Genomic DNA, 17,373 nt, shown 5'->3' on the forward strand with positions numbered 1-17,373 from the left:
ATGTCGTCCGGGATACGAGCGACGGTCGAGTTTTCCACGCCCGATATCTGTCCGGTCGTGGAACACGCCACCGAAGCGGAGACGACGGTCGATTCGGTAGCGACCAGTGTCCGTCCCTCGACGGACGTTCAGTGTGCCACGGAGTTCTCGATCGACGCGGAGTACGAACCCGAGGGCGATCTCAAACCGGTGTTCTCCCACGGATCTACCACGCGATACCGGATCGCTCACGGCGAGGGTGTGACCTGTCCCTGTGAGTGTCTCGGCCAATTCGGCTGTCCCGTCACCCGGTACGTCGCTCGTGAGGGGCGACTGACGGTCGTTTTCCACGCAGCCGATTACGACGAACTCCAGACCGTCGTCGGGGAACTCCGTGAGCGGTTCCCGGAGATCAACATCAAGCGCTTCGTCCGGGCCCCGGCCGGCGAGACCGCCGAGGACTCCGTCCTCGTCGACCGGAGCAAACTCACCGACCGCCAACTGGAAGTGCTGGAGACGGCACACGAGATGGGCTACTTCGAGAACCCGCGACGGGCCAACGCGACGGAGGTGGCCGCGGAACTCGACATCAACCCCTCGACCTTTCGCGAACACCTCTCGGCCGCCGAGACGAAACTGCTCGGTGACCTGCTCTGACGACGGCCAACCTGAACCAGAACCGAACGACTTCGCCTCACGTATAAACCATCCCGGATACTTGGGCTGTCAGTTCCTCACCCTCGACGGTATTGTCACTAGTATGAGTCAGTCACCGTCCGCAGTTTCGGCCGTAAAGTTCGCCGAGACCACCTCGAACGACGTGACCACCGTCGACAGTGCCGAGAACGTCCAGCACGTCCTCGACGCGCTCGACGACGCGGACTGCCGCGCCATTCTGGAGGCGACCAGCGAGGACGCACTCTCGGCGAACGAGGTCTCGGACACCTGCGACCTGCCGCTCTCGACGACCTACCGCAAACTCGAACTCCTGACAGACGCCGGACTGCTCGCGGAGCGCACCCGCCTCTGCACGACCGGGAAACACAGCAGCGAGTACGTCCGCACAGTCGAGGACGTGGTCGTGTCGCTGGGTGCCAGCGGTGAGATGGGGCTCGAAGTGACCCAGCGTGCACGGTCACCCGGCGACCGCTGAATCGACTGCGGTCCCGTGCGGTCCCGTCGCCGATCACTCTCCGTTCTGTCTGAGGTCCTCGTCGAGGAGCTCACCGCGGGTGTGCCAGGTCCGGGGGCGGCAACAGATCACGAGCGCACCGACGTACGACATCGCGACGATGGCAGTGACGACGGTCCCGGGAATCGTCCCGACAGCCGCGCTCGCGGGCCAGTCGGTGCCGGCGAAGGCGGTCACCCGAAGCAGCCACGCGCCGTTCAGCACGGTGAAGATCGGGAAGTAGACCCGCCGGAGCCGGTGGGCGATGGCCTCTTCCGTGGAGATCTGTAGCCGGGGTGTGCGGTAGTCCTCGGCGAGTTCCTCGCGCCAGTCGCTATCTTCGAGGTCTTGGTTCGGATCGAGCCCGACGGCCCATACGTGTTCCTGCAGCTTTCGCACGCGGGAGCGCCACACGTCGTAGGCCCGGTAGCGCCGGGCCTCGATGAACAGGAACATCACGACCGCAGCGTGGCCGACGAGGATTACGTAGTGGGGGTTGGCCTCGCTGGAGAACGCCCACGTCAACACGGCCGCGATCAGCAGGACCGCCCAGTTGGTCGTTCGGTCCAGCCGCTCGCGCCACAGCTTCATCCGGTGGATCTCGCCACGGTAGAGGTGCGCCATGGCCGAACTCGGGCCCATCTCACGGTCGAGCAGCCCCGCACCGACACGCGGGTCGAGCCGCCGGTGGTCGTCGTCGAGCGTCTCCTCGCCCGCCCGCTCGTCCGACGAGTGGTCAGTCATGCCGATCCCTCGCGCGTTGTCGCATAGTCACGTGAATACTGTCCACTTGTATCAAAACTGTGGGCTGTGGTGGCGCGATCAGTCGCCGGTGAGGGCGTCCTGGCTGGCCGCACAGTTGTTCGGTCCGAGTTCGAGTTCGAAGGCTTCCTCGTCGTCGGCCGTCCGCTGGCCGAGGTTCGTCGCGATGATGTCCTCGTAGTTAGCAGGACGGGGCGGCATGTCCGAGAGTATCAGGTCGACGAACTCGTTCTCGTCCATCGTGAGCGCGTCCATCTCGGCTTCAAGCTGGCCGATGGGTGCGGTGTAGGTGCCGTCTTCGGCCGATTCGGCGGCGTCGCTGAAGTGTGCGCCGCCGATCAGCACGTCGTCGTCCAGCGTGAGGACCCTCGTCTGGAGGGTCTCGTAGAGCTGGCGCGCGGCGTCTGGCGCGCCTTCGTCACCCTCTTCGAGGTCCGGTCGGGCGACGCTCTCGACGAACAGGCCGTCGCCGGTGGCCAGCAGGCTCTCCCCGAACAGGTATGAGGTCATCCCGCTCGTGTGACCCGGGGTGTGGATCGTCTCGACTGTGGCCGCACCGACCGCGTAGGCGTCACCGTCCGCGGTCGTTTCGAGGTCGTCGGTGTAGGTCACGTCGCGCTGACGGGCCGCCCCAGGGATCACGCCTGTGACGCCGCGCTCGTCGAGCGCGCGCACGCCGCTGATGTGATCGGCGTGGATGTGCGTGTCGAAGGCGTAGGTCAGGTCGGCGCCGAGATCGGCCGCGTCGTCGAGGTAGCGGTCCGTGAACGTTCGCAGCGGGTCCACGACGGCCGCTTCGCCATCGGAGACTAGCAGGTAGCCCAGACAGCCACTGGAGGGGCGCTGGTACTGATAGAGGTCGCCGGGCCCGTCGTAACGCGAGACCGGCTCGCGCTCGTAGATCCGAGCCCAGCCGTTCATTCCTTCCTCGAGGTGGACCACGTCACGGCCGGCTTCGGCTAGCCGACCGGCGACGTACTCGCTCGCGCCGCCCTTCGCACAGAGGACGACCAGCGGATCACCCTCGGGCACCCGATCGAGCAGATCCTCGTCGACCGCCTCGTCGAGGAAGTGAAAGTACGGCACGTTAGCGATCTCGACGGAATCCCCGTCGACGTGCCATTCCTCGAAGTCGCTCTCCATCCGGGCGTCGAGAATCGTCACCGACTCACCGTCGTCGATCCGTCGCTTCAGCTCGTTCGGTTCGATTGCGTCGACCTCGACATCCGGCGTCGGAAAGTCGTCTGGGTCCATGTACACTCACCGGTACACGTCCGATGCTCATATACCTTGTGCAAATTGTGCAATATTATAATTCGTGCCGCCGCGTCTGCGGCTAACGTAGTCGTAGTGACGAAGAGATGGGGCAAATTGTATTGCAAACAATGGGCAATGCAGAAGAAGTTCGGATAGTGACAGGTGTCTTACGCGACGATTCTTTTGCCAGCCTCGCGGCGCAGTTCGCGGACGGCACTGTAGGAGACGGCGGCGCTGACCAGCAGTGCGGCTCCGAGGGTGATCGCAAGGCTCGTTTCGTCGAGGATCGGCAGTTCCAGCACGCCACCGAACTGCCGGACGGCGACGGCGACAGCGCCCAGCAGGAGCATGATACCGAAGTAGACTTTGATATCCTCCTCGACCAGGCTCGTCGCCGCCGCACCGAGTCGAGCGCCGAGCGCGCTCCCGGCCAGCAGGGGGACCACGATGCTCAGGTCGACCGCACCGGACTGGGCGTAGAGGAAAGAGCCCATCCCGCCGGAGAAGACGATCTCCAACAGGTCGGCCCCGGCCGCGACGTTGGGTTCGTAGCCCATGACCAGCAGGGCCGGCGTGACGAGGAAGGACCCACCCATCCCGAAGAAGCCAAACAGCGTACCGATGAGCAGACCGAAGCTCGTGAACCTCGCGAGCAACGCCGCGCTCACGCCGAACAGCTCCATCATCTCTCGACACCTCCGTTCTCCGGTGCCTGACACCCCATCAGGATCGCGTCCAGCACCGCGCACTGTCCTTCGAGAACGCGTCTGTACCGCGGCCCCAGTGCCGTCACTAGCCCGCCGTTGCCGACGTCCAGGAACGGGTCCTCGACGAGAACGATGCCGACCGGGACGGCCGCCTGCGCATTCCCGGTGAGCGTCTCAATTCCGAAAATCGGTACTCACTTGTACCGTTAGTCTTGCGACAAAGTTGAAATTCTGCACGCGAATCCCCAGTCGGAGCTGGTAAATTACGGTTTTGTTTTTCCCTACAATACTATACCGTCATAACCGACCGATACCGACGGACAAGTTACGCGTAGCTACGGGCGGTCGGCAGAGCGCTCGCGGAGGGTCGGTGGAGATACGTGACGGGATCGAACACCCTCGCGCGCGAGAGCGGGACGGGGGAAGGCGACTCAGTCGGCCGTGGCGGGGCCGGCGCTCGAATCGGCCATGCGCGAGCGTAGTCGGCCTTGCGCGTACGCGCCGAGGAACATGCCGGCGACGGCCCAGAGGATGGGCCAGTTGCCGATGCCGACGCTGGCGTAGGCGGCACCGGGACAGATCCCGGAGAGTCCCCAGCCAGCGCCGAAGACGACGCCGCCGACGACGACGTTACGGTCGAACGACTTCACACGGCGGACGTACTCCTTGCCCGTGATCGGCGCGTGGTCGAGGGTGTTCGTCGCGAGAGTGAAGACGATGCCCGTCACCACGGCCGCTCCGCCCATCACGAACAGCAGGCCGAGGTCCTCGAACTGGAGGAAAGCGAGGACGACCTCGGGGCGGGCCATGTGGCTGTAGGCGAGCCCGAAGCCGAAGATCAGCCCGCCGACGAGGATGGCCAGGTAGAACGCGGGGCCGCGGTCGCTCATGGCGACACCCCTACGGCCTGCACCAGCTGGGCGGTCCCGATGGCGATGGCCATGAACGTCGCGACGTTGACGATGGAGGTCTGGGACAGCGAGCCGACGCCACAGACGCCGTGGCCGGACGTACAGCCCTTTCCGAGGCGGGTCCCGACACCGACGAGGATGCCACCGCCGAGCAGTCGCCACCACTGGACCTCGGTGGTCCAGGCACCGCCCTGCCAGAGCAGTGCGTAGACGCCGGCCCCGAGGACGATCCCGAGCGTGAACACGACGCGCCAGTCACGAGACGTGACGTGGGGCAATCGGTTGAACCGCGGGACGCCCGACACGTACGAGAGCGTCGATTCGAGGAAGGTACTCGCGCCCGCGATGATACCGGTCGCGAGGTAGATCACCGCCGCACCGCCACCGATGAGCAGACCGCCGATCAGGTACCGCGCGATGCCGTTCGGGAACAGCTCGGCGCCGATCATCGCCGGGTCACCCCGCCCGAGCGAACCGCCGAACCGGGTCGATTTCTGGGCATGTCTCACCCGTCCGTATCACCTGCTCCGGCAAAAGGATTTGCATAGTAAACCATTTGTTGTACAATACTACTGCCACACATACCACTCCAGAAGCGCCTCGAATCCCCGATACGATTCTTTCTCCATTTGGTTGTGTATACGAACGACACAATTATCAAGGTCGGGCACAGTATTGTACATCGAGGACACAACATGAGCTACGAAGCAGCCGTCACCGAGACGCTGGACGTGAAAGGACTCTCGTGCCCGATGCCGGTCGTGAAGACGAAGCAGGCGGTCGACGACCTCGGCGGTGGCGACGTGCTGGAGGTCGTCGCGACCGACTCCGGGAGCGTGAGCGACATCGACGGCTGGGCCGGCGGGACAGACGGTGTCGCCCTGCTCGACCAGGCGGAACGCGAGGACGGCGACGAGACCGTCTACGTGCACTACGTGCAGGTGGAGGAATGAGTACCGAGACGGACGACAGTGCCGACGCCGACGGGCCGGAACCGGACGCGGACGAGGCCGAACTGGAGGCGCTCCGCACCCGCGTCGAGGAACTCGAAGACCAGCTGGCGGCCATCGAGACCGAAGTCGACGACGGCCAGAAGTCGATGGTCATCATCGCGACCAAGGGGACGCTGGACATGGCCTACCCGCCGTTGATCCTCGCGTCGACGGCCGCCGCGTTCGGTTGGGACGTGACCGTCTTCCACACGTTCTGGGGACTCGACATCCTCCACGAGGACCGCTCCACGGACCTCCAGATGAGTTCGGTCGGGAACCCGAACATGCCCGTCCCGAACGCCATCGCCTCGCTCCCGGGAATGGATCGCGTGACGACGAAGCTGATGCGCAAGCGCATCGCCGACAACGAGACGGCCAGCATCGAGGAGCTACTGGAGACCTGTTTCGACATGGGCGTCGAGATGCAGGCCTGCCAGATGACCGTCGAGTTGATGGACTACGACGAGGACGAGTTCTACGACGACGTTACCGTCGGCGTCGGTGCCGCCACGGCCCTGGACCAGATGGCCGACGCCGACATCCAGCTGCTGGTCTGACCCACCTACTGTTTCGCGGCCACACCGCCGCTCGCACGCTCGGCGGAGTGTTGTATGGAACGTACATAACTCTTTTAGCGTCAGGTCGACTACGTACACACATGCCAGACTCGATGGCGGAAATGTTGCGCCAGGATATGGAGTGTGAGGGTCTTCTGGAGTGTCTCCACGGCCTCAAAGACCTGGACAGGGAGTGTTTCGAGACGCTCGCGGCGAGCGACGAGCGATTGACCGTCGACGAGATCGCCGACCGCGTCGAGCGGGAACGCTCGACGGCCTACCGCTCGATCCAGCGTCTGCTCCAGACCGGCCTCGTCCAGAAAGAACAGATCAACTACGAGCAGGGCGGGTACTACCACGTCTACTACCCAGCGGACCCCGAGGAGGTCACTGACGACATGCAACGACTCCTCAACGACTGGTACGCCCAGATCGGCCAGCTGATCCAGGAGTTTCGCATCAAGTACGAGGACGAAGCGCCCCCGACCACACCGTCAGAGTCGTAACACTGCGCGCAAGGGCCCGCCAATCGAGTGTCGGTATTCTCCGGGCACCGTGACACCCGTTCCAGCGGCTTCAGAGGGCGATCCGAGCAGGAACGGGACCGGTTAACTGTACGCGTCGATCAGCCCGGCGAGGTCGTCTTTGCTCTGGACGCCGACCAGCTTCTCGACGGGTTCCCCGTCGGCGAACAGGAGGAGCATGGGCACACCCTGCACGCCGTACTGGCCGGCGAGTTGCTGGTTCCGGTCGACGTCGACCTTCGCGACGGCCGCCTCGGTCTCGGCCGCGAGCTCCTCGACGGTCGGTTCGAGCATCTTACACGGCCCACACCAGTCCGCGTAGAAGTCCACGAGGACAACGTCGTTCCGGTCAACGGTCTCCGAGAGGTCGCCCGGTGAGCCGACGTGGACCGGCTCGGACGGCGACCCGGCGGCGCTCCCGTCGGCCGATTCGCGCAGTTTCTCGATCTTCTCTTCTTTGATCTCGTCGATGGATCGGTTCTCGCTCATCACCCCCTGCTACGTGCCGACCATACTTATCTGTTTTGTACAGTTGTCACAATACTACTGGGTAGGTTCTAGAGTTCGAGTCCGTTTTCATCAGATGACGGCGTATCCAGGGTCTTCCGGAGTTCTGGACGTGACGGTGTTGTGAGATGTACCCACAATGTACAATACCCTGGGGCACGTAGTTACGAATATGGAGCGAAACGTCGGCAACCTCGACAGAACAGTTCGGATCGCGTTCGGTGTGGTCGTCGCGATCGCGGGAGCCGCGGCCATCGGCGGCTACTGGACGGCTGGCGCCGCCGTCGGTGCCTTGATCGTTGCCATCGGCGCGGTACTGGTAGTCACCGGGACGACACAGCGTTGTCCCATTTACGCGGGCGCGGGAATCGATACGTGCGAGGCGGAGGGCTGACCGCCGGGATGGCAGGCGACCGACCACCGGCGAGGCTGACGGATGCCGTAGTGGACGGGGTCGAGGCTACCGTGGAACGGGTACTGGACCTGCTTTCGTTCGACACGGCCAATCCGCCGGGGGAGACCGCTCGCCTGGCGGACGCCGTGGAGTCGCAGTTCGAGTCGCTCGGGATCGAGACCGAGCGAGTCGTCGCCGATCCCGCCAAGCCGAACCTCTTGGCGACGATGCCTGGCGAGTCGGACCGCACGCTGCTGTACAACGGGCACTTCGATACGGTCCCCTACGACGCGGCGAGATGGAGCCACGACCCCCTCGGTGAACGTGTCGGAGACCGGATCTACGGCCGCGGGGCGACGGATATGAAGGGCGCGCTCGCGGCGATGCTGGGGGTCGCCACGGCCTACGTCGAGACCGGGACGACGCCGCCGGTGACGCTACAGTTCGCGTTCGTGAGCGACGAAGAGGTCGCCGGTGAGCCGGGGATCCCGACGCTACTCGACAGCGACCGGCTCGACGCCGACTGGTGCGTGCTCGGGGAAACGACCTGCGACGGCGACCGCCACTCCGTGACCGTCGCGGACAAGGGCAGCGTGTGGCTGACGTTGGCGGCCGACGGCACCGCCGCCCACGGGTCTCGACCCGTGTTGGGAGAAAACGCCATCGACCGCCTCTACGAGGCCGTCGAACGGATCCGTCGGGAGTTCGGCACCCAGCGGCTGGAGTTGGATCCGGAGATCGAGCCGCTCGTCGCCGAATCCGTCGAGTACTACGCCCCGATTATGGGAGAAACGGTCGCACGCGAACTGTTCGAGTATCCGACGATCAACCTCGGAACCATCGAGGGTGGCGACAGCGTCAACAGCGTCCCGGCGTCCGCGACGGCACGACTCGACATCCGGCTGACGGCGGGTATCCAGACCCGAGACGTTCTCCGGCGCATCCGTGATTGTGCGGCCGACTGTGACGGGATCCGGATCGACGACGTTTCCTGGAGCGTCGGGACCCACGAATCACTCGAAAGCCCGCTGGTCGGTGCCGTGACAGAATCGGCAACAGCCGTGACCGAGGACCGGATCTACCGCCGAAGCGCGACCGGTGGTGGCGACGCGAAGAAACTCCGCAACGCCGGGATCCCGACCGTCGAGTTCGGGATCGGCACCGACACCGTCCACGCCGTCGACGAGTACACCACCGTCGACGCGCTCCAGGACAACGCGCTCGTCTACGCGACGCTTCCGTACCATCTCGACGCCGAACAGCCCGGTGGCTCGAGGGACTAGCTCCCTACTCGTCGGCGTCTTCTCCGGCGTTCACGGCGAGGACCGGTGCCTCGGCGTGGCGGATGATCCGTTCGGTGGTACTCCCGAGCAGGAACCGATTCAGCCCGGTCCGGCCGTGTGTCCCCATCGCGAGTAGATCGATTCCCTCCTCGCCCGCGTACTCGATCAGATCCTCCGCCGGGAACCCCTCCCGGACCTCGGTTCGTGCGTCGAGGCCAGTTGCACGTGCGCGGTCGGCGATTGCTTCTGTCGCATCGGTCCGTTCGTCGCGCACCCGTTCGAGCGCCTCGGCCGGTGGCGTGTACTCCACCCGTGCTGCGAGGTCGCCCACGTCGACGATGGAGACCGCGTGAACCCGGGCGTCGAACTGTTCGGCGATCGCGATCCCGTGGTCGACGGCCACGGTGGCCAAGTCGCTCCCGTCAGTGGGGATCAACACGTCGTCACAGTCGCCAGCGGGGCCGAGTTCGACACCCGCTCGGGCCGTCAGCACGGGTGCGTCGGCGAGCCGGACGACGCGCTCGGTGACGCTCCCGACCACGTAGCGATGCACCCCCGTGCGGCCGTGGGTCCCCATCACGATCAGGTCCGCGTCGAACTCTGCAGCGTCGTCGACGATAGCGGTCGCGGGCGTCCCCTCGAGGACGGCCGCATCCACACGCTGATCGGTAAGGGCTTCGACCGCCTCGATAGCTTCACGGGCCTGTGATTTCTGGTTCTCGACGAACGCATCGTCGACGCCGCCCGCATCGAACGGCCCCGCCGCTCCCTGTATATCGACGACGCCGATCACGCGTACTGTCGCGTCGAACGCCCGTGCGAGCGCCATCGCGTGTTCGGCCGCGCGTATCGCGTGATCGCTTCCGTCAGTCGGTATGAGAATACGCTCGTACATCCGTTCTTCGAGGGTACGTCTCGGGAGTACAAAAAGCGGGGGTGCCGTTCTCATCAGACGGAAGTACGAGTCGCCGCTCGTCGTTGCCCGAACCATACCCCTGCTGGCACACATTTCGAGGCCAGGCCCGAATTATTTACTCAGATTCGAAGTATTTATCGACAGCCGGGCGTTTGAGACAGCACTTGTAAACTTTATACTGCTATATCGAAACAGCGGATTCTCGTCCGCAACTTCCTCCGGAGGACCTGAGGAAATCGCGTCTGATCGCCACTGCCCACGGTCGCCCTCGTCGCCTGGACGGGACGCTCACTGCATGACCGACGGGTGCGTTTATGTGTTCGACTTCTCACTTGTCACCATGCGATACGCGCAGCTCGTCCTCACGCTGCTGGAGCCGACGTCGCCGACCGAGGCGGCGCTGGCGGCGGCCGACGACATCAGCCGCGAGCAACTCCACCACCTCGACCTGCTCGACGACGGGACGGCGACGACACTCTACGAGATGTCCGGGAACGTCGACCGCGTCAGGGAGATCACGGCGGCCGACGACGCGCTCATCGACTACCAGATCTCGGCCGGGACGGACCGGATCACCGTCTACGCACACTTCGAACCGAGCGAGGAACTGACCGAACTGCTCGAATTCGTCCGGACGAGCGGACTCATCCTCGACATGCCCATCGAGTACACTGACGACGGACGCGTCCGCGCACTGGTGATCGGACAGGCCGACACGTTCCAGGCGGCGCTGGCGAACGTCCCCGGGACCATCGACGTGGAACTGCGACAGCTCGGCGAGTACGAACCGGAGTCCGAACGGCTCTACGCGCAACTCACCGAGCGCCAGCAGGAGACACTTCTGGCGGCACTCGAGGTCGGGTACTATCGGACGCCGCGAGAGGCGACACAGCGCGACGTTGCCGACTACCTCGACCGTTCGGACGGCACCGTCGGCGAACATCTCCGGAAAATCGAGGCGAGGATCCTCACTGCCATCGCGCCACAGTGATCGGACGGGTCGGACTGGGTCGCAGCCCGGTTAACTCGCGAGCTTGGTCTCCAGGTCTGCACCGACGAACAGGTCGGTCGCCCGTTCGGTCGCGTCCGTGGTCTCCGCGGTATTTTCGAGCAGCACCGTCTCGCTCGGGAACAACCGCTCGCCGAGTTCCAGGCCGTAGTCGTGGGCCGTCGATCCAGTGACGGTCAGGTACACGCCGAGTCCCGTCTCCGCGATGGCCGCCTCCTCGACGGCCCCTTCGTCGGGATAAGTGAATTCGATGCCTTCGATGGCATCGGTCCCGAGGACTGCCTCCACCAGGCGTTCGTATCGGGGTGAGATACAGAGGTTTCCTTCGTAGGTGTCGACGAACGACCGGTCCAGATCGGTGTCGAGTTGCCGTCGGGTCTCCGGTGTCGCCAGAAGCGTGTGCCAGACGGTGTCGCCGAGGCCGGAGACGATCCGGACGTCCGTGTCGCGGGGATCGATCCGTTCGTTTACCTCGTCCAGTCCCGTCAGCGGTTCGGGGTCTAGTCCGACCACTTCTTCCAGTACCAGGTCGGCGCTGTCGAACCCGAGCGCAAACTCGTGGGTCCTGAGTGCGCGAAACGGTTCCTCGCGCCCGACGAGCTGGAGGTCGTATCCGTCGAGATCGAGTGTGAGACTGTCGAAGACGATCCGGCGGGGCATCCCCGCGCGGTCGTCACGCAGAAGCGTGAACTCCGGGGCCAATGGGTCGTCGGTGTCGGAGTAGGCCGAAAGCCGGTCGTACACGTCACGCTCGGCGGTCTGGTTCCCCTTGGTGATCGCTTTCTCGTACTGGAGCGTCGAGATGACGTCGTCGGCGAGATCGGTCGTGCCCGTCCGGGCCGCGAGCCGTTCGAAGACGGCCTCCAGCGGCCGTCCCTTGCGCGGGACGGCGACGCGGACAGTAGTCATTATCGAACAGGTCGCGAGCCGAGAGTAAAACGCCGCCGGTTTCTAGTCGCTGTCGGCCGCGCCCAGCACGTTGCTGAGCTGTTCGCGCCACTCTTTGAGTTCCACGATGTCGTCCTCGATGTCGTCGACGCGGTCGTCGACCTCGTCGATGTCGTCCAGTTCATCTTCGAGATCGTCGATAGCGCCCTGGATCGAGTCGATATCGTCGTCCACGTCTTTCACGTCACCTTTCAGCGACTGCAGGTCACCCTGGATGCCCTCGACGCTGTCTTCCAGTGCGGACACCTGCTGGGTGTTGTCCTCGATGTCGTCTTCCAGCCCCCCGAGCTGGTCTTCGAGGTTCGACACGTCTTCCTGCAGACCCTCGATGAGGTCCTGGCCAGTTCCGTTCTCCTCGAGGAACTCTTCGAGTGCGTCCACGTATGCGTCGAGTTCCGTCACGTCGCTCTGGAGTTTCTCGATGCGTGCCTCGACGGCACCGCCGGTCCCACCGCTGCTCTCGATTTCGAGTTCGGACCGAAGGACTTCGAGATCGTCGTCGTCGACCTCGCCTTCCTCGATCTCGGTGGCGAGCGCCGACGCGACGCTTTCGACATCGAGCGACCCGCCGGTGTCTGGCTCGGTGTCTTCGGTCTCGTCGGACTCCGCTTCGGTTTCCTCTCCGGTGTCTGCTTCCTGCTCGTCGGGTTCTTTCGACTCCTCTTCGTCGGCGTCCTCGGCCTCGGTCTCGGCCGCATCTTCCGCTTCCTCGTCGGTCTCGTCTTCGTCGCCCAGGAGGTCTACTTCGTCCGGATCCGCTTCGGCTCCCTCCGCGTTGGGATCGGTGAGATCGAGCGTGCCGATGTCTTCCTCCTCTGCTTCCTCGTCTTCAAGGCCGGGGACGGAGTCGGCGTTCCCGGAGATAACGTCACGCACCACGTCGCTACCGCTCCCCCCGACGACACCGTCTTCGCCCTCCAGTGGCGGATCGACCTCGGCGATCTCGGGTTCGGTGAGGAACTGTTCGACGTTGTCCGTCCCCGTAGCCCGGATGCCGTAGACCGTCGTGTACTGCTCTTCGGCTTCGATCTCTCGCTCGAAGGTAATTTCGTCGTCTTCGATGGTCCAGTACTCGCTGCCGTACTCCGGATGGAACCCCAGATCCTCCACAGCGACGTTTTCCGGCACGTCGTCGACGAGCCTGACCGTCACCGCTTCGGTCCTGTCCGAGTTGATCCGAAACGCGATCGCGGGGACAGGAAACGCGTCGGCCTCGAACGTCTTGATCACGGTGAGTCCGTTCGAGGCGACGGTCACCTCCTCGTAATTTTGCGATTCGCTCATGCTTACACTTCGGGTAACCAACGGTATTAAAGCTACGTACCGTTTCTCACCGCGTGGTAGGCACTCACAACCGCCTTCGACGTTCGCCCGTTGGCTCGCAATAACGACCGGTTACAGGTCGACTCGGTCCCCGATCTCGACGATTTCGAGCCGCCGCGGATACTCGTGACTCCGGACGTGATCGTGTAATGTCGTCGGGTCCGCAGTGAGCCCCTTCCACATGTCCCAGTGGGTAGGGAGCAACCGATTCAGTTCGAGCTGGCGGGCGGCCTCGCAGATTTGGGTCTCGTCGCTATACCACTTGGTGTACTTGGGTTCCCGGGTCTGCTTGTCGGGAATTTGGCCATCCGAACCGAACGCGAGAACTCCGAGGTCGATGTCGTAGGCCGCGCCGACGCGTTCGAACGCCTCGCCGGGACGGGCGTCGCCACCGTGGAAGAAAGTCCCGGCGTCGTGATCGAAGACGTAGGACACAGGATGGGTCGCGTCGGGGTCGTTCGCGGGCTCGACGTGAATGCGGAGGCTACCCACCTCGAAGGTGTCGCCGTCGCTCACCTCGCGGAACTGATCGTCGTCGACGGCCCACTCGTCGGTCCAGCCCTCGGACTCGGCGACGGCCAGGGAGTCGTCGGGGCCCACGTAGTCGGCATCGGTTCCGGCGAGGATCGGGGCCTGACTCGGGCCGTGGACGTGGTCCGAGTGTTCGTGAGTCGCGAGGACGGCGTCGGCCTCGCGCACGTCGGTCGGCTCGAACGGGACCGGAATCATCCGCACGGTCCGGGGCGGGTCCCCGGTGCCGAGGTACGGGTCGATAAAGAGGGTGGTCCCGTCGTCGGCCTTCAGGACGAACCCGTTGCAACCGAGATACCAGATCGACAGTCCGTCGGGGTCGGCGTCGGCGACGGCCGCGGGCAGCCAATCGCCCCAGTCGCTGTGCACCATGTCGGTGGGTCCGCCGGGCCGCCAAAGAGGATTTCGACCCAGGCGGCGCTGGGGACCACGGCATCGGGAAGAAAACGGACTGGGAGTCCAGACTCAGTCTTCGCAACAGCCGCCGGCCTTCTGGCCGAAGTCGATCCGCAGAGGCTCGGAGATAGTCTCGTTGATCTCCTGGAGACGGAGTTCGAGTTCGTTCTGTGCCTGCAGGAATTCGGCCATCACCGGGATGTCGTGGAGGGCCTCCTGTTTGGACTGCAGTTCACGGAGGTCTTCCTGGGTCGCCTCGCCTGTCTGGCGGGCCAGCATGAACTCCTCGCGGAACGATTCGAACTCCTGGATCTTCTCCTGTGCCTCCTCGTCGTTCTCGACGGCTTCTTTGGCCTCCTCGAAGCGCTGGTAGGCCGGGAGATCGGCGATGGCCTCGCCGAGGTCGCGGCTGAGCTGGTCGACTGTCGACTGGGCGGACTCGCCGGATTCCGTTTCGATGCTCATCGCCATTGGCTACGTGCTTCAGCGGTTTCAACCTGCCGAACCGTCGGCCCACACAGCCCCACCGGAGCGGGACCACGGCAGGCCACACCCGACTCGACGGGGCGCTAAAAATATCAGTTTCGATATTTTGAAAGTCACTGCTTTAGTCGGCGAAGAGAATCATCCTTTAACGGACGTAATTCGATGCTATCTGTCGTATCTCTCCGCACCGTCACAGCTTTTATATTATTGATTCTTGGGTTGACGGTCGTCGCGGCTGGGAGTGCGGCCGCAGCCCCCGCCGAGGGGAGTCCGAACGCGACCACGGTGGACGGGCCGGCAGTCACGTCGACCGTCGAGCGAGTGGGCGGGTCCGGGACGCTCCGATACGACCTCACGCTCGCCGGACTGTCAGAGTACGAGCGTGTCAAACTCGTCGTCGGGCGGGACGCTACGGTCGTCGAGGCCGACGGGATGGCGACCACCCGCCGCGACGGGCGGACGTGGGTGCGGCGGGCTGGCGATAGCGCCACGGCGAGCGTCCGTATCCGGACGACGACCGCGGCGACCGACCGTCCCACCGAAGGCGGCGAGTACTTCGCGACCGAGTCGTGGTTGCTGGGTCGGGTGCCGCTGGTGGAACTCCGGTGGGCCTCGGCAGGCGAACGGGTCGAGCGCCGCCGACTGTTCGCCGACGGACGCACTTCCTCGGCCCGGGCCACCGTGAGCAACCGGTACGTACTGGTGGGCGACCAGCGTTCCGTGTCAGTCACCGCGGCCGACGGTGGAATCCGGATCGTCAGTCCCGTGGGAACCGAACTCGGTCCCGACGAGGACGACCTCCTCCCGGCACTCGGCGACGCCGCCGAGCGGTTGGACGTGGGTGACCGTGGCGACGACGTGGTGTTGTTCGCGCTGGGGAGTCCCGCCCGTCGGGGCGGCGAGTCGTTCCCGGTCCACGACGAGGCGTGGATCAACACTGACTCGCCGCTCGACGACCCCAACAGCGTGTGGCTCCACGAGTACGTCCACACCCGGCAGGACTTCGTCCTCGCCGCGGATATGCGGTGGTTCCGGGAAGCCAGCGCCGAATACTACGCCGCACGGTTGGCCTACGAACAGGGACGAATCGACAGGGCCGTGATGGAAGCTCACATCGACGGGGCCCCGACGACGGCTGCCCTGACCGAGCCAGGCTCCTGGGACGACCCGACGGTCCCGTACACGAAGGGCGCGCGCGTTCTCGCACTGGTCGATCGAAAGGTCAGGCTCTCGACCGACGGCGCGCGCTCGCTGGAGGACGTGTTCCGGCGGTTGAACGAACACGACGGGCCAGTCACGTACGGGGATTTCAAAGACGCCGTCGCCGCCGTCGCCGGCCACCGGATGGACGGCTGGCTCGACCGCTACGTCGACGGGACCGCACCGGTTTCGAGTTTCTATCCGGGCGGTCCTGAACGGCAGGGGTTGCTCGCGCCACTCGTGCAGGTAGTGAACGGAGCGGGGACCGGGGGCGTGTTTTTCGCCCTCTCCCTTTTCTTGAGCGGCGTCGGCTCGGTCCCGCTGTACCGCTATCTCGACCGGACCGACCCGGACGACCGCGAGGACCGATCCGGCAGGCCGGTCTGAGTTCTGGCTAGCGACCCCCGGTATCCGAAAGCGTCGGCGTTTTACGCGCCCGGCAGTTAGTGGACTGCAATGAGTCAGGATTCGTCGGAGAGTTACCCGGAGGGAGACCTCCGTGGGACGGGGATGTCCCTCAAACACGACCGCGAATGGGATTACGAACTCGACCGGATCACCGAGGCCGTCGCCGAGCGCGACGCCGAGACGGTCGGACTGCAGTTCCCCGAGGGACTGAAACGGCGCGCCAGCGCCGTCACCGACGACCTCCGTGCGGAACTCCCCGAGGACGTGACCGTGATGACCTCGGGCCAGCCCTGCTACGGGGCCTGCGATCTGGACACCTACATGATGCGCAGGACGGACGTGTTCGTCCACTTCGGCCACAGCCCGATGAAGGAGTCCGAGAAGATCATCTACGTGCCGCTGTTCTCGAACGTCGAAGTCACGCCGATCATGGCCGAATCGCTGGACGAACTCGCCGACCCCGAGGACGACCCCGACGTGGGCCTGGTGACGACGGCCCAGCACATGAACAAGTTCGAGGAGATGCGCGAGTGGCTCGAAGACCGGGGCTACGAGGTCCACACTCGCCGCGGCGACGACCGGCTGACCCACGAGGGTCAGGTGCTGGGCTGTAACTACGCCAGCGCGGACGTGGACGCCGATCAGATCCTCTACGTCGGCGGCGGGAAGTTCCACCCCCTCGGCCTGGCGATGGAGCACCCCGAGAAACACGTCGTCATCGCCGATCCGGTGAACAACGCCATCACCGTCGCCGATCCCGAGAAGTTCCTGAAACAGCGCTACGCCGCCGTCCACAAGGCCATGGACGCAGAGGAGTGGGGCGTCATCTTCTGTACCAAGATCGGGCAGGGCCGCTGGGATCAGGCCCAGGAAATCGTCGACGACAACGACAACGCCTACCTGATCACGATGGACGAGGTGACGCCGGATCGGCTGACGAACTTCGGGTTCGACGGCTACGTCAACACGGGCTGTCCGCGGATCACGACCGACGACGGCCCGCAGTTCAAGAAGCCGATGCTCACCCCCGGCGAGTACGAGATCGCCATCGGCGAGAAACCGCTGGACGAACTCTCCTTCGACACCTTCCACGGCACCTGGTGACTCCCGCA

At 64.7% G+C, this 17,373-nt stretch carries 22 protein-coding genes; 10 read left to right on the top strand and 12 right to left on the bottom strand.

The features are described 5' to 3' along the window. Entirely contained in the window at window positions 1-636 is a 636-nt protein-coding gene (locus MU521_RS10330; protein WP_092692520.1) for a helix-turn-helix domain-containing protein, read from the top strand. A gap of 103 nt (window positions 637-739) precedes the next feature. Continuing rightward, on the top strand, window positions 740-1,132 hold the full coding sequence (locus MU521_RS10335) for a winged helix-turn-helix domain-containing protein (RefSeq protein ID WP_092692517.1): 393 nt from the start codon (window positions 740-742) through the stop codon (window positions 1,130-1,132). Window positions 1,133-1,165: 33 nt separating this feature from the next. Here MU521_RS10335 and MU521_RS10340 read toward each other — a convergent pair whose 3' ends face one another. From MU521_RS10340 to MU521_RS10360, 6 genes are all read right to left on the bottom strand, one after another. Continuing rightward, window positions 1,166-1,894: a DUF2270 domain-containing protein gene (locus MU521_RS10340; protein ID WP_092692515.1), complete on the bottom strand. Its 729-nt coding sequence runs from the start codon at window positions 1,892-1,894 to the stop codon at window positions 1,166-1,168. A gap of 78 nt (window positions 1,895-1,972) precedes the next feature. Continuing rightward, entirely contained in the window at window positions 1,973-3,166 is a 1,194-nt protein-coding gene (locus tag MU521_RS10345) for an MBL fold metallo-hydrolase (RefSeq protein WP_092692512.1), read from the bottom strand. Between the two features lie 170 nt (window positions 3,167-3,336). Continuing rightward, complete coding sequence (locus tag MU521_RS10350) at window positions 3,337-3,855, bottom strand: TSUP family transporter (RefSeq protein WP_092692509.1); 519 nt, start codon at window positions 3,853-3,855, stop codon at window positions 3,337-3,339. After that, window positions 3,852-4,064: a DUF7512 family protein gene (locus MU521_RS21820; RefSeq protein ID WP_432613033.1), complete on the bottom strand. Its 213-nt coding sequence runs from the start codon at window positions 4,062-4,064 to the stop codon at window positions 3,852-3,854. Before MU521_RS21820 ends, MU521_RS10350 begins: the two co-directional genes overlap by 4 nt. A 243-nt stretch (window positions 4,065-4,307) precedes the next feature. Next, a complete protein-coding gene (locus MU521_RS10355) occupies window positions 4,308-4,766 on the bottom strand; it encodes a DUF6691 family protein (protein ID WP_092692506.1) in 459 nt (152 codons plus the stop codon). Beyond that, window positions 4,763-5,236 (bottom strand): YeeE/YedE family protein, encoded by a 474-nt coding sequence (locus MU521_RS10360; protein ID WP_092692683.1) that lies wholly within the window; start codon window positions 5,234-5,236, stop codon window positions 4,763-4,765. Before MU521_RS10360 ends, MU521_RS10355 begins: the two co-directional genes overlap by 4 nt. Before the next feature lie 246 nt (window positions 5,237-5,482). On the opposite strand from MU521_RS10360, the gene MU521_RS10365 reads away from it, so the two are divergent. The 3 genes from MU521_RS10365 to MU521_RS10375 all read left to right on the top strand — a co-directional run bounded on the left by MU521_RS10365 (window position 5,483) and on the right by MU521_RS10375 (window position 6,842). Then, window positions 5,483-5,740, top strand: coding sequence for a sulfurtransferase TusA family protein (locus MU521_RS10365; RefSeq protein ID WP_092692504.1), 258 nt, complete (start codon window positions 5,483-5,485; stop codon window positions 5,738-5,740). Then, window positions 5,737-6,336 carry a DsrE/DsrF/DrsH-like family protein gene (locus MU521_RS10370; protein WP_092692500.1) on the top strand — a complete coding sequence of 200 codons (600 nt, stop codon included), beginning with the start codon at window positions 5,737-5,739 and terminating at the stop codon, window positions 6,334-6,336. Before MU521_RS10365 ends, MU521_RS10370 begins: the two co-directional genes overlap by 4 nt. Before the next feature lie 101 nt (window positions 6,337-6,437). Then, window positions 6,438-6,842: a helix-turn-helix domain-containing protein gene (locus MU521_RS10375; protein WP_092692497.1), complete on the top strand. Its 405-nt coding sequence runs from the start codon at window positions 6,438-6,440 to the stop codon at window positions 6,840-6,842. A gap of 102 nt (window positions 6,843-6,944) precedes the next feature. Here the strand turns inward: MU521_RS10375 and trxA are convergent, their stop codons facing one another. After that, window positions 6,945-7,349, bottom strand: a complete 405-nt coding sequence (trxA, locus tag MU521_RS10380) for a thioredoxin (protein WP_092692494.1) — start codon at window positions 7,347-7,349, stop codon at window positions 6,945-6,947. A 190-nt stretch (window positions 7,350-7,539) separates the two neighbouring features. Here trxA and MU521_RS10385 point away from each other — a divergent pair, with 190 nt between their 5' ends. Together MU521_RS10385 and MU521_RS10390 are read left to right on the top strand one after the other, a co-directional pair. Next, complete coding sequence (locus tag MU521_RS10385) at window positions 7,540-7,761, top strand: YgaP family membrane protein (protein ID WP_092692491.1); 222 nt, start codon at window positions 7,540-7,542, stop codon at window positions 7,759-7,761. Continuing rightward, entirely contained in the window at window positions 7,758-9,044 is a 1,287-nt protein-coding gene (locus MU521_RS10390; protein WP_394327225.1) for a M20 family metallopeptidase, read from the top strand. Before MU521_RS10385 ends, MU521_RS10390 begins: the two co-directional genes overlap by 4 nt. A 4-nt stretch (window positions 9,045-9,048) precedes the next feature. Here MU521_RS10390 and MU521_RS10395 read toward each other — a convergent pair whose 3' ends face one another. After that, window positions 9,049-9,939, bottom strand: coding sequence for a universal stress protein (locus tag MU521_RS10395; RefSeq protein WP_092692485.1), 891 nt, complete (start codon window positions 9,937-9,939; stop codon window positions 9,049-9,051). A gap of 361 nt (window positions 9,940-10,300) precedes the next feature. On the opposite strand from MU521_RS10395, the gene MU521_RS10400 reads away from it, so the two are divergent. Continuing rightward, on the top strand, window positions 10,301-10,951 hold the full coding sequence (locus MU521_RS10400; RefSeq protein ID WP_175452861.1) for a helix-turn-helix domain-containing protein: 651 nt from the start codon (window positions 10,301-10,303) through the stop codon (window positions 10,949-10,951). Between the two features lie 30 nt (window positions 10,952-10,981). On the opposite strand, the gene MU521_RS10405 is transcribed toward MU521_RS10400, so the two are convergent. The 4 genes from MU521_RS10405 to MU521_RS10420 form a co-directional block, all read right to left on the bottom strand. After that, window positions 10,982-11,878: a phosphoribosyltransferase HisG-related protein gene (locus MU521_RS10405; protein ID WP_092692484.1), complete on the bottom strand. Its 897-nt coding sequence runs from the start codon at window positions 11,876-11,878 to the stop codon at window positions 10,982-10,984. A gap of 42 nt (window positions 11,879-11,920) precedes the next feature. Further along, entirely contained in the window at window positions 11,921-13,201 is a 1,281-nt protein-coding gene (locus MU521_RS10410) for a coiled-coil domain-containing protein (RefSeq protein WP_092692481.1), read from the bottom strand. A 111-nt stretch (window positions 13,202-13,312) separates the two neighbouring features. Beyond that, the gene (locus tag MU521_RS10415; protein WP_092692478.1) at window positions 13,313-14,143 is read right to left on the bottom strand and encodes an MBL fold metallo-hydrolase; all 831 of its coding nucleotides are present in this window, start codon (window positions 14,141-14,143) and stop codon (window positions 13,313-13,315) included. A gap of 93 nt (window positions 14,144-14,236) precedes the next feature. Further along, window positions 14,237-14,632, bottom strand: a complete 396-nt coding sequence (locus MU521_RS10420) for a YlbF/YmcA family competence regulator (protein ID WP_092692475.1) — start codon at window positions 14,630-14,632, stop codon at window positions 14,237-14,239. 240 nt (window positions 14,633-14,872) lie between these two features. Here MU521_RS10420 and MU521_RS10425 point away from each other — a divergent pair, with 240 nt between their 5' ends. Both MU521_RS10425 and dph2 read left to right on the top strand, forming a co-directional pair. Further along, window positions 14,873-16,240: a hypothetical protein gene (locus tag MU521_RS10425; RefSeq protein WP_092692473.1), complete on the top strand. Its 1,368-nt coding sequence runs from the start codon at window positions 14,873-14,875 to the stop codon at window positions 16,238-16,240. Window positions 16,241-16,309: 69 nt separating this feature from the next. Next, window positions 16,310-17,365, top strand: coding sequence for a diphthamide biosynthesis enzyme Dph2 (gene dph2, locus MU521_RS10430; RefSeq protein WP_092692470.1), 1,056 nt, complete (start codon window positions 16,310-16,312; stop codon window positions 17,363-17,365). The last annotated feature ends 8 nt before the right edge of the window (window positions 17,366-17,373 follow it).

Origin of the sequence: Halorientalis regularis, assembly GCF_023698535.1 — an archaeon.
GTDB lineage: Archaea > Halobacteriota > Halobacteria > Halobacteriales > Haloarculaceae > Halorientalis > Halorientalis regularis.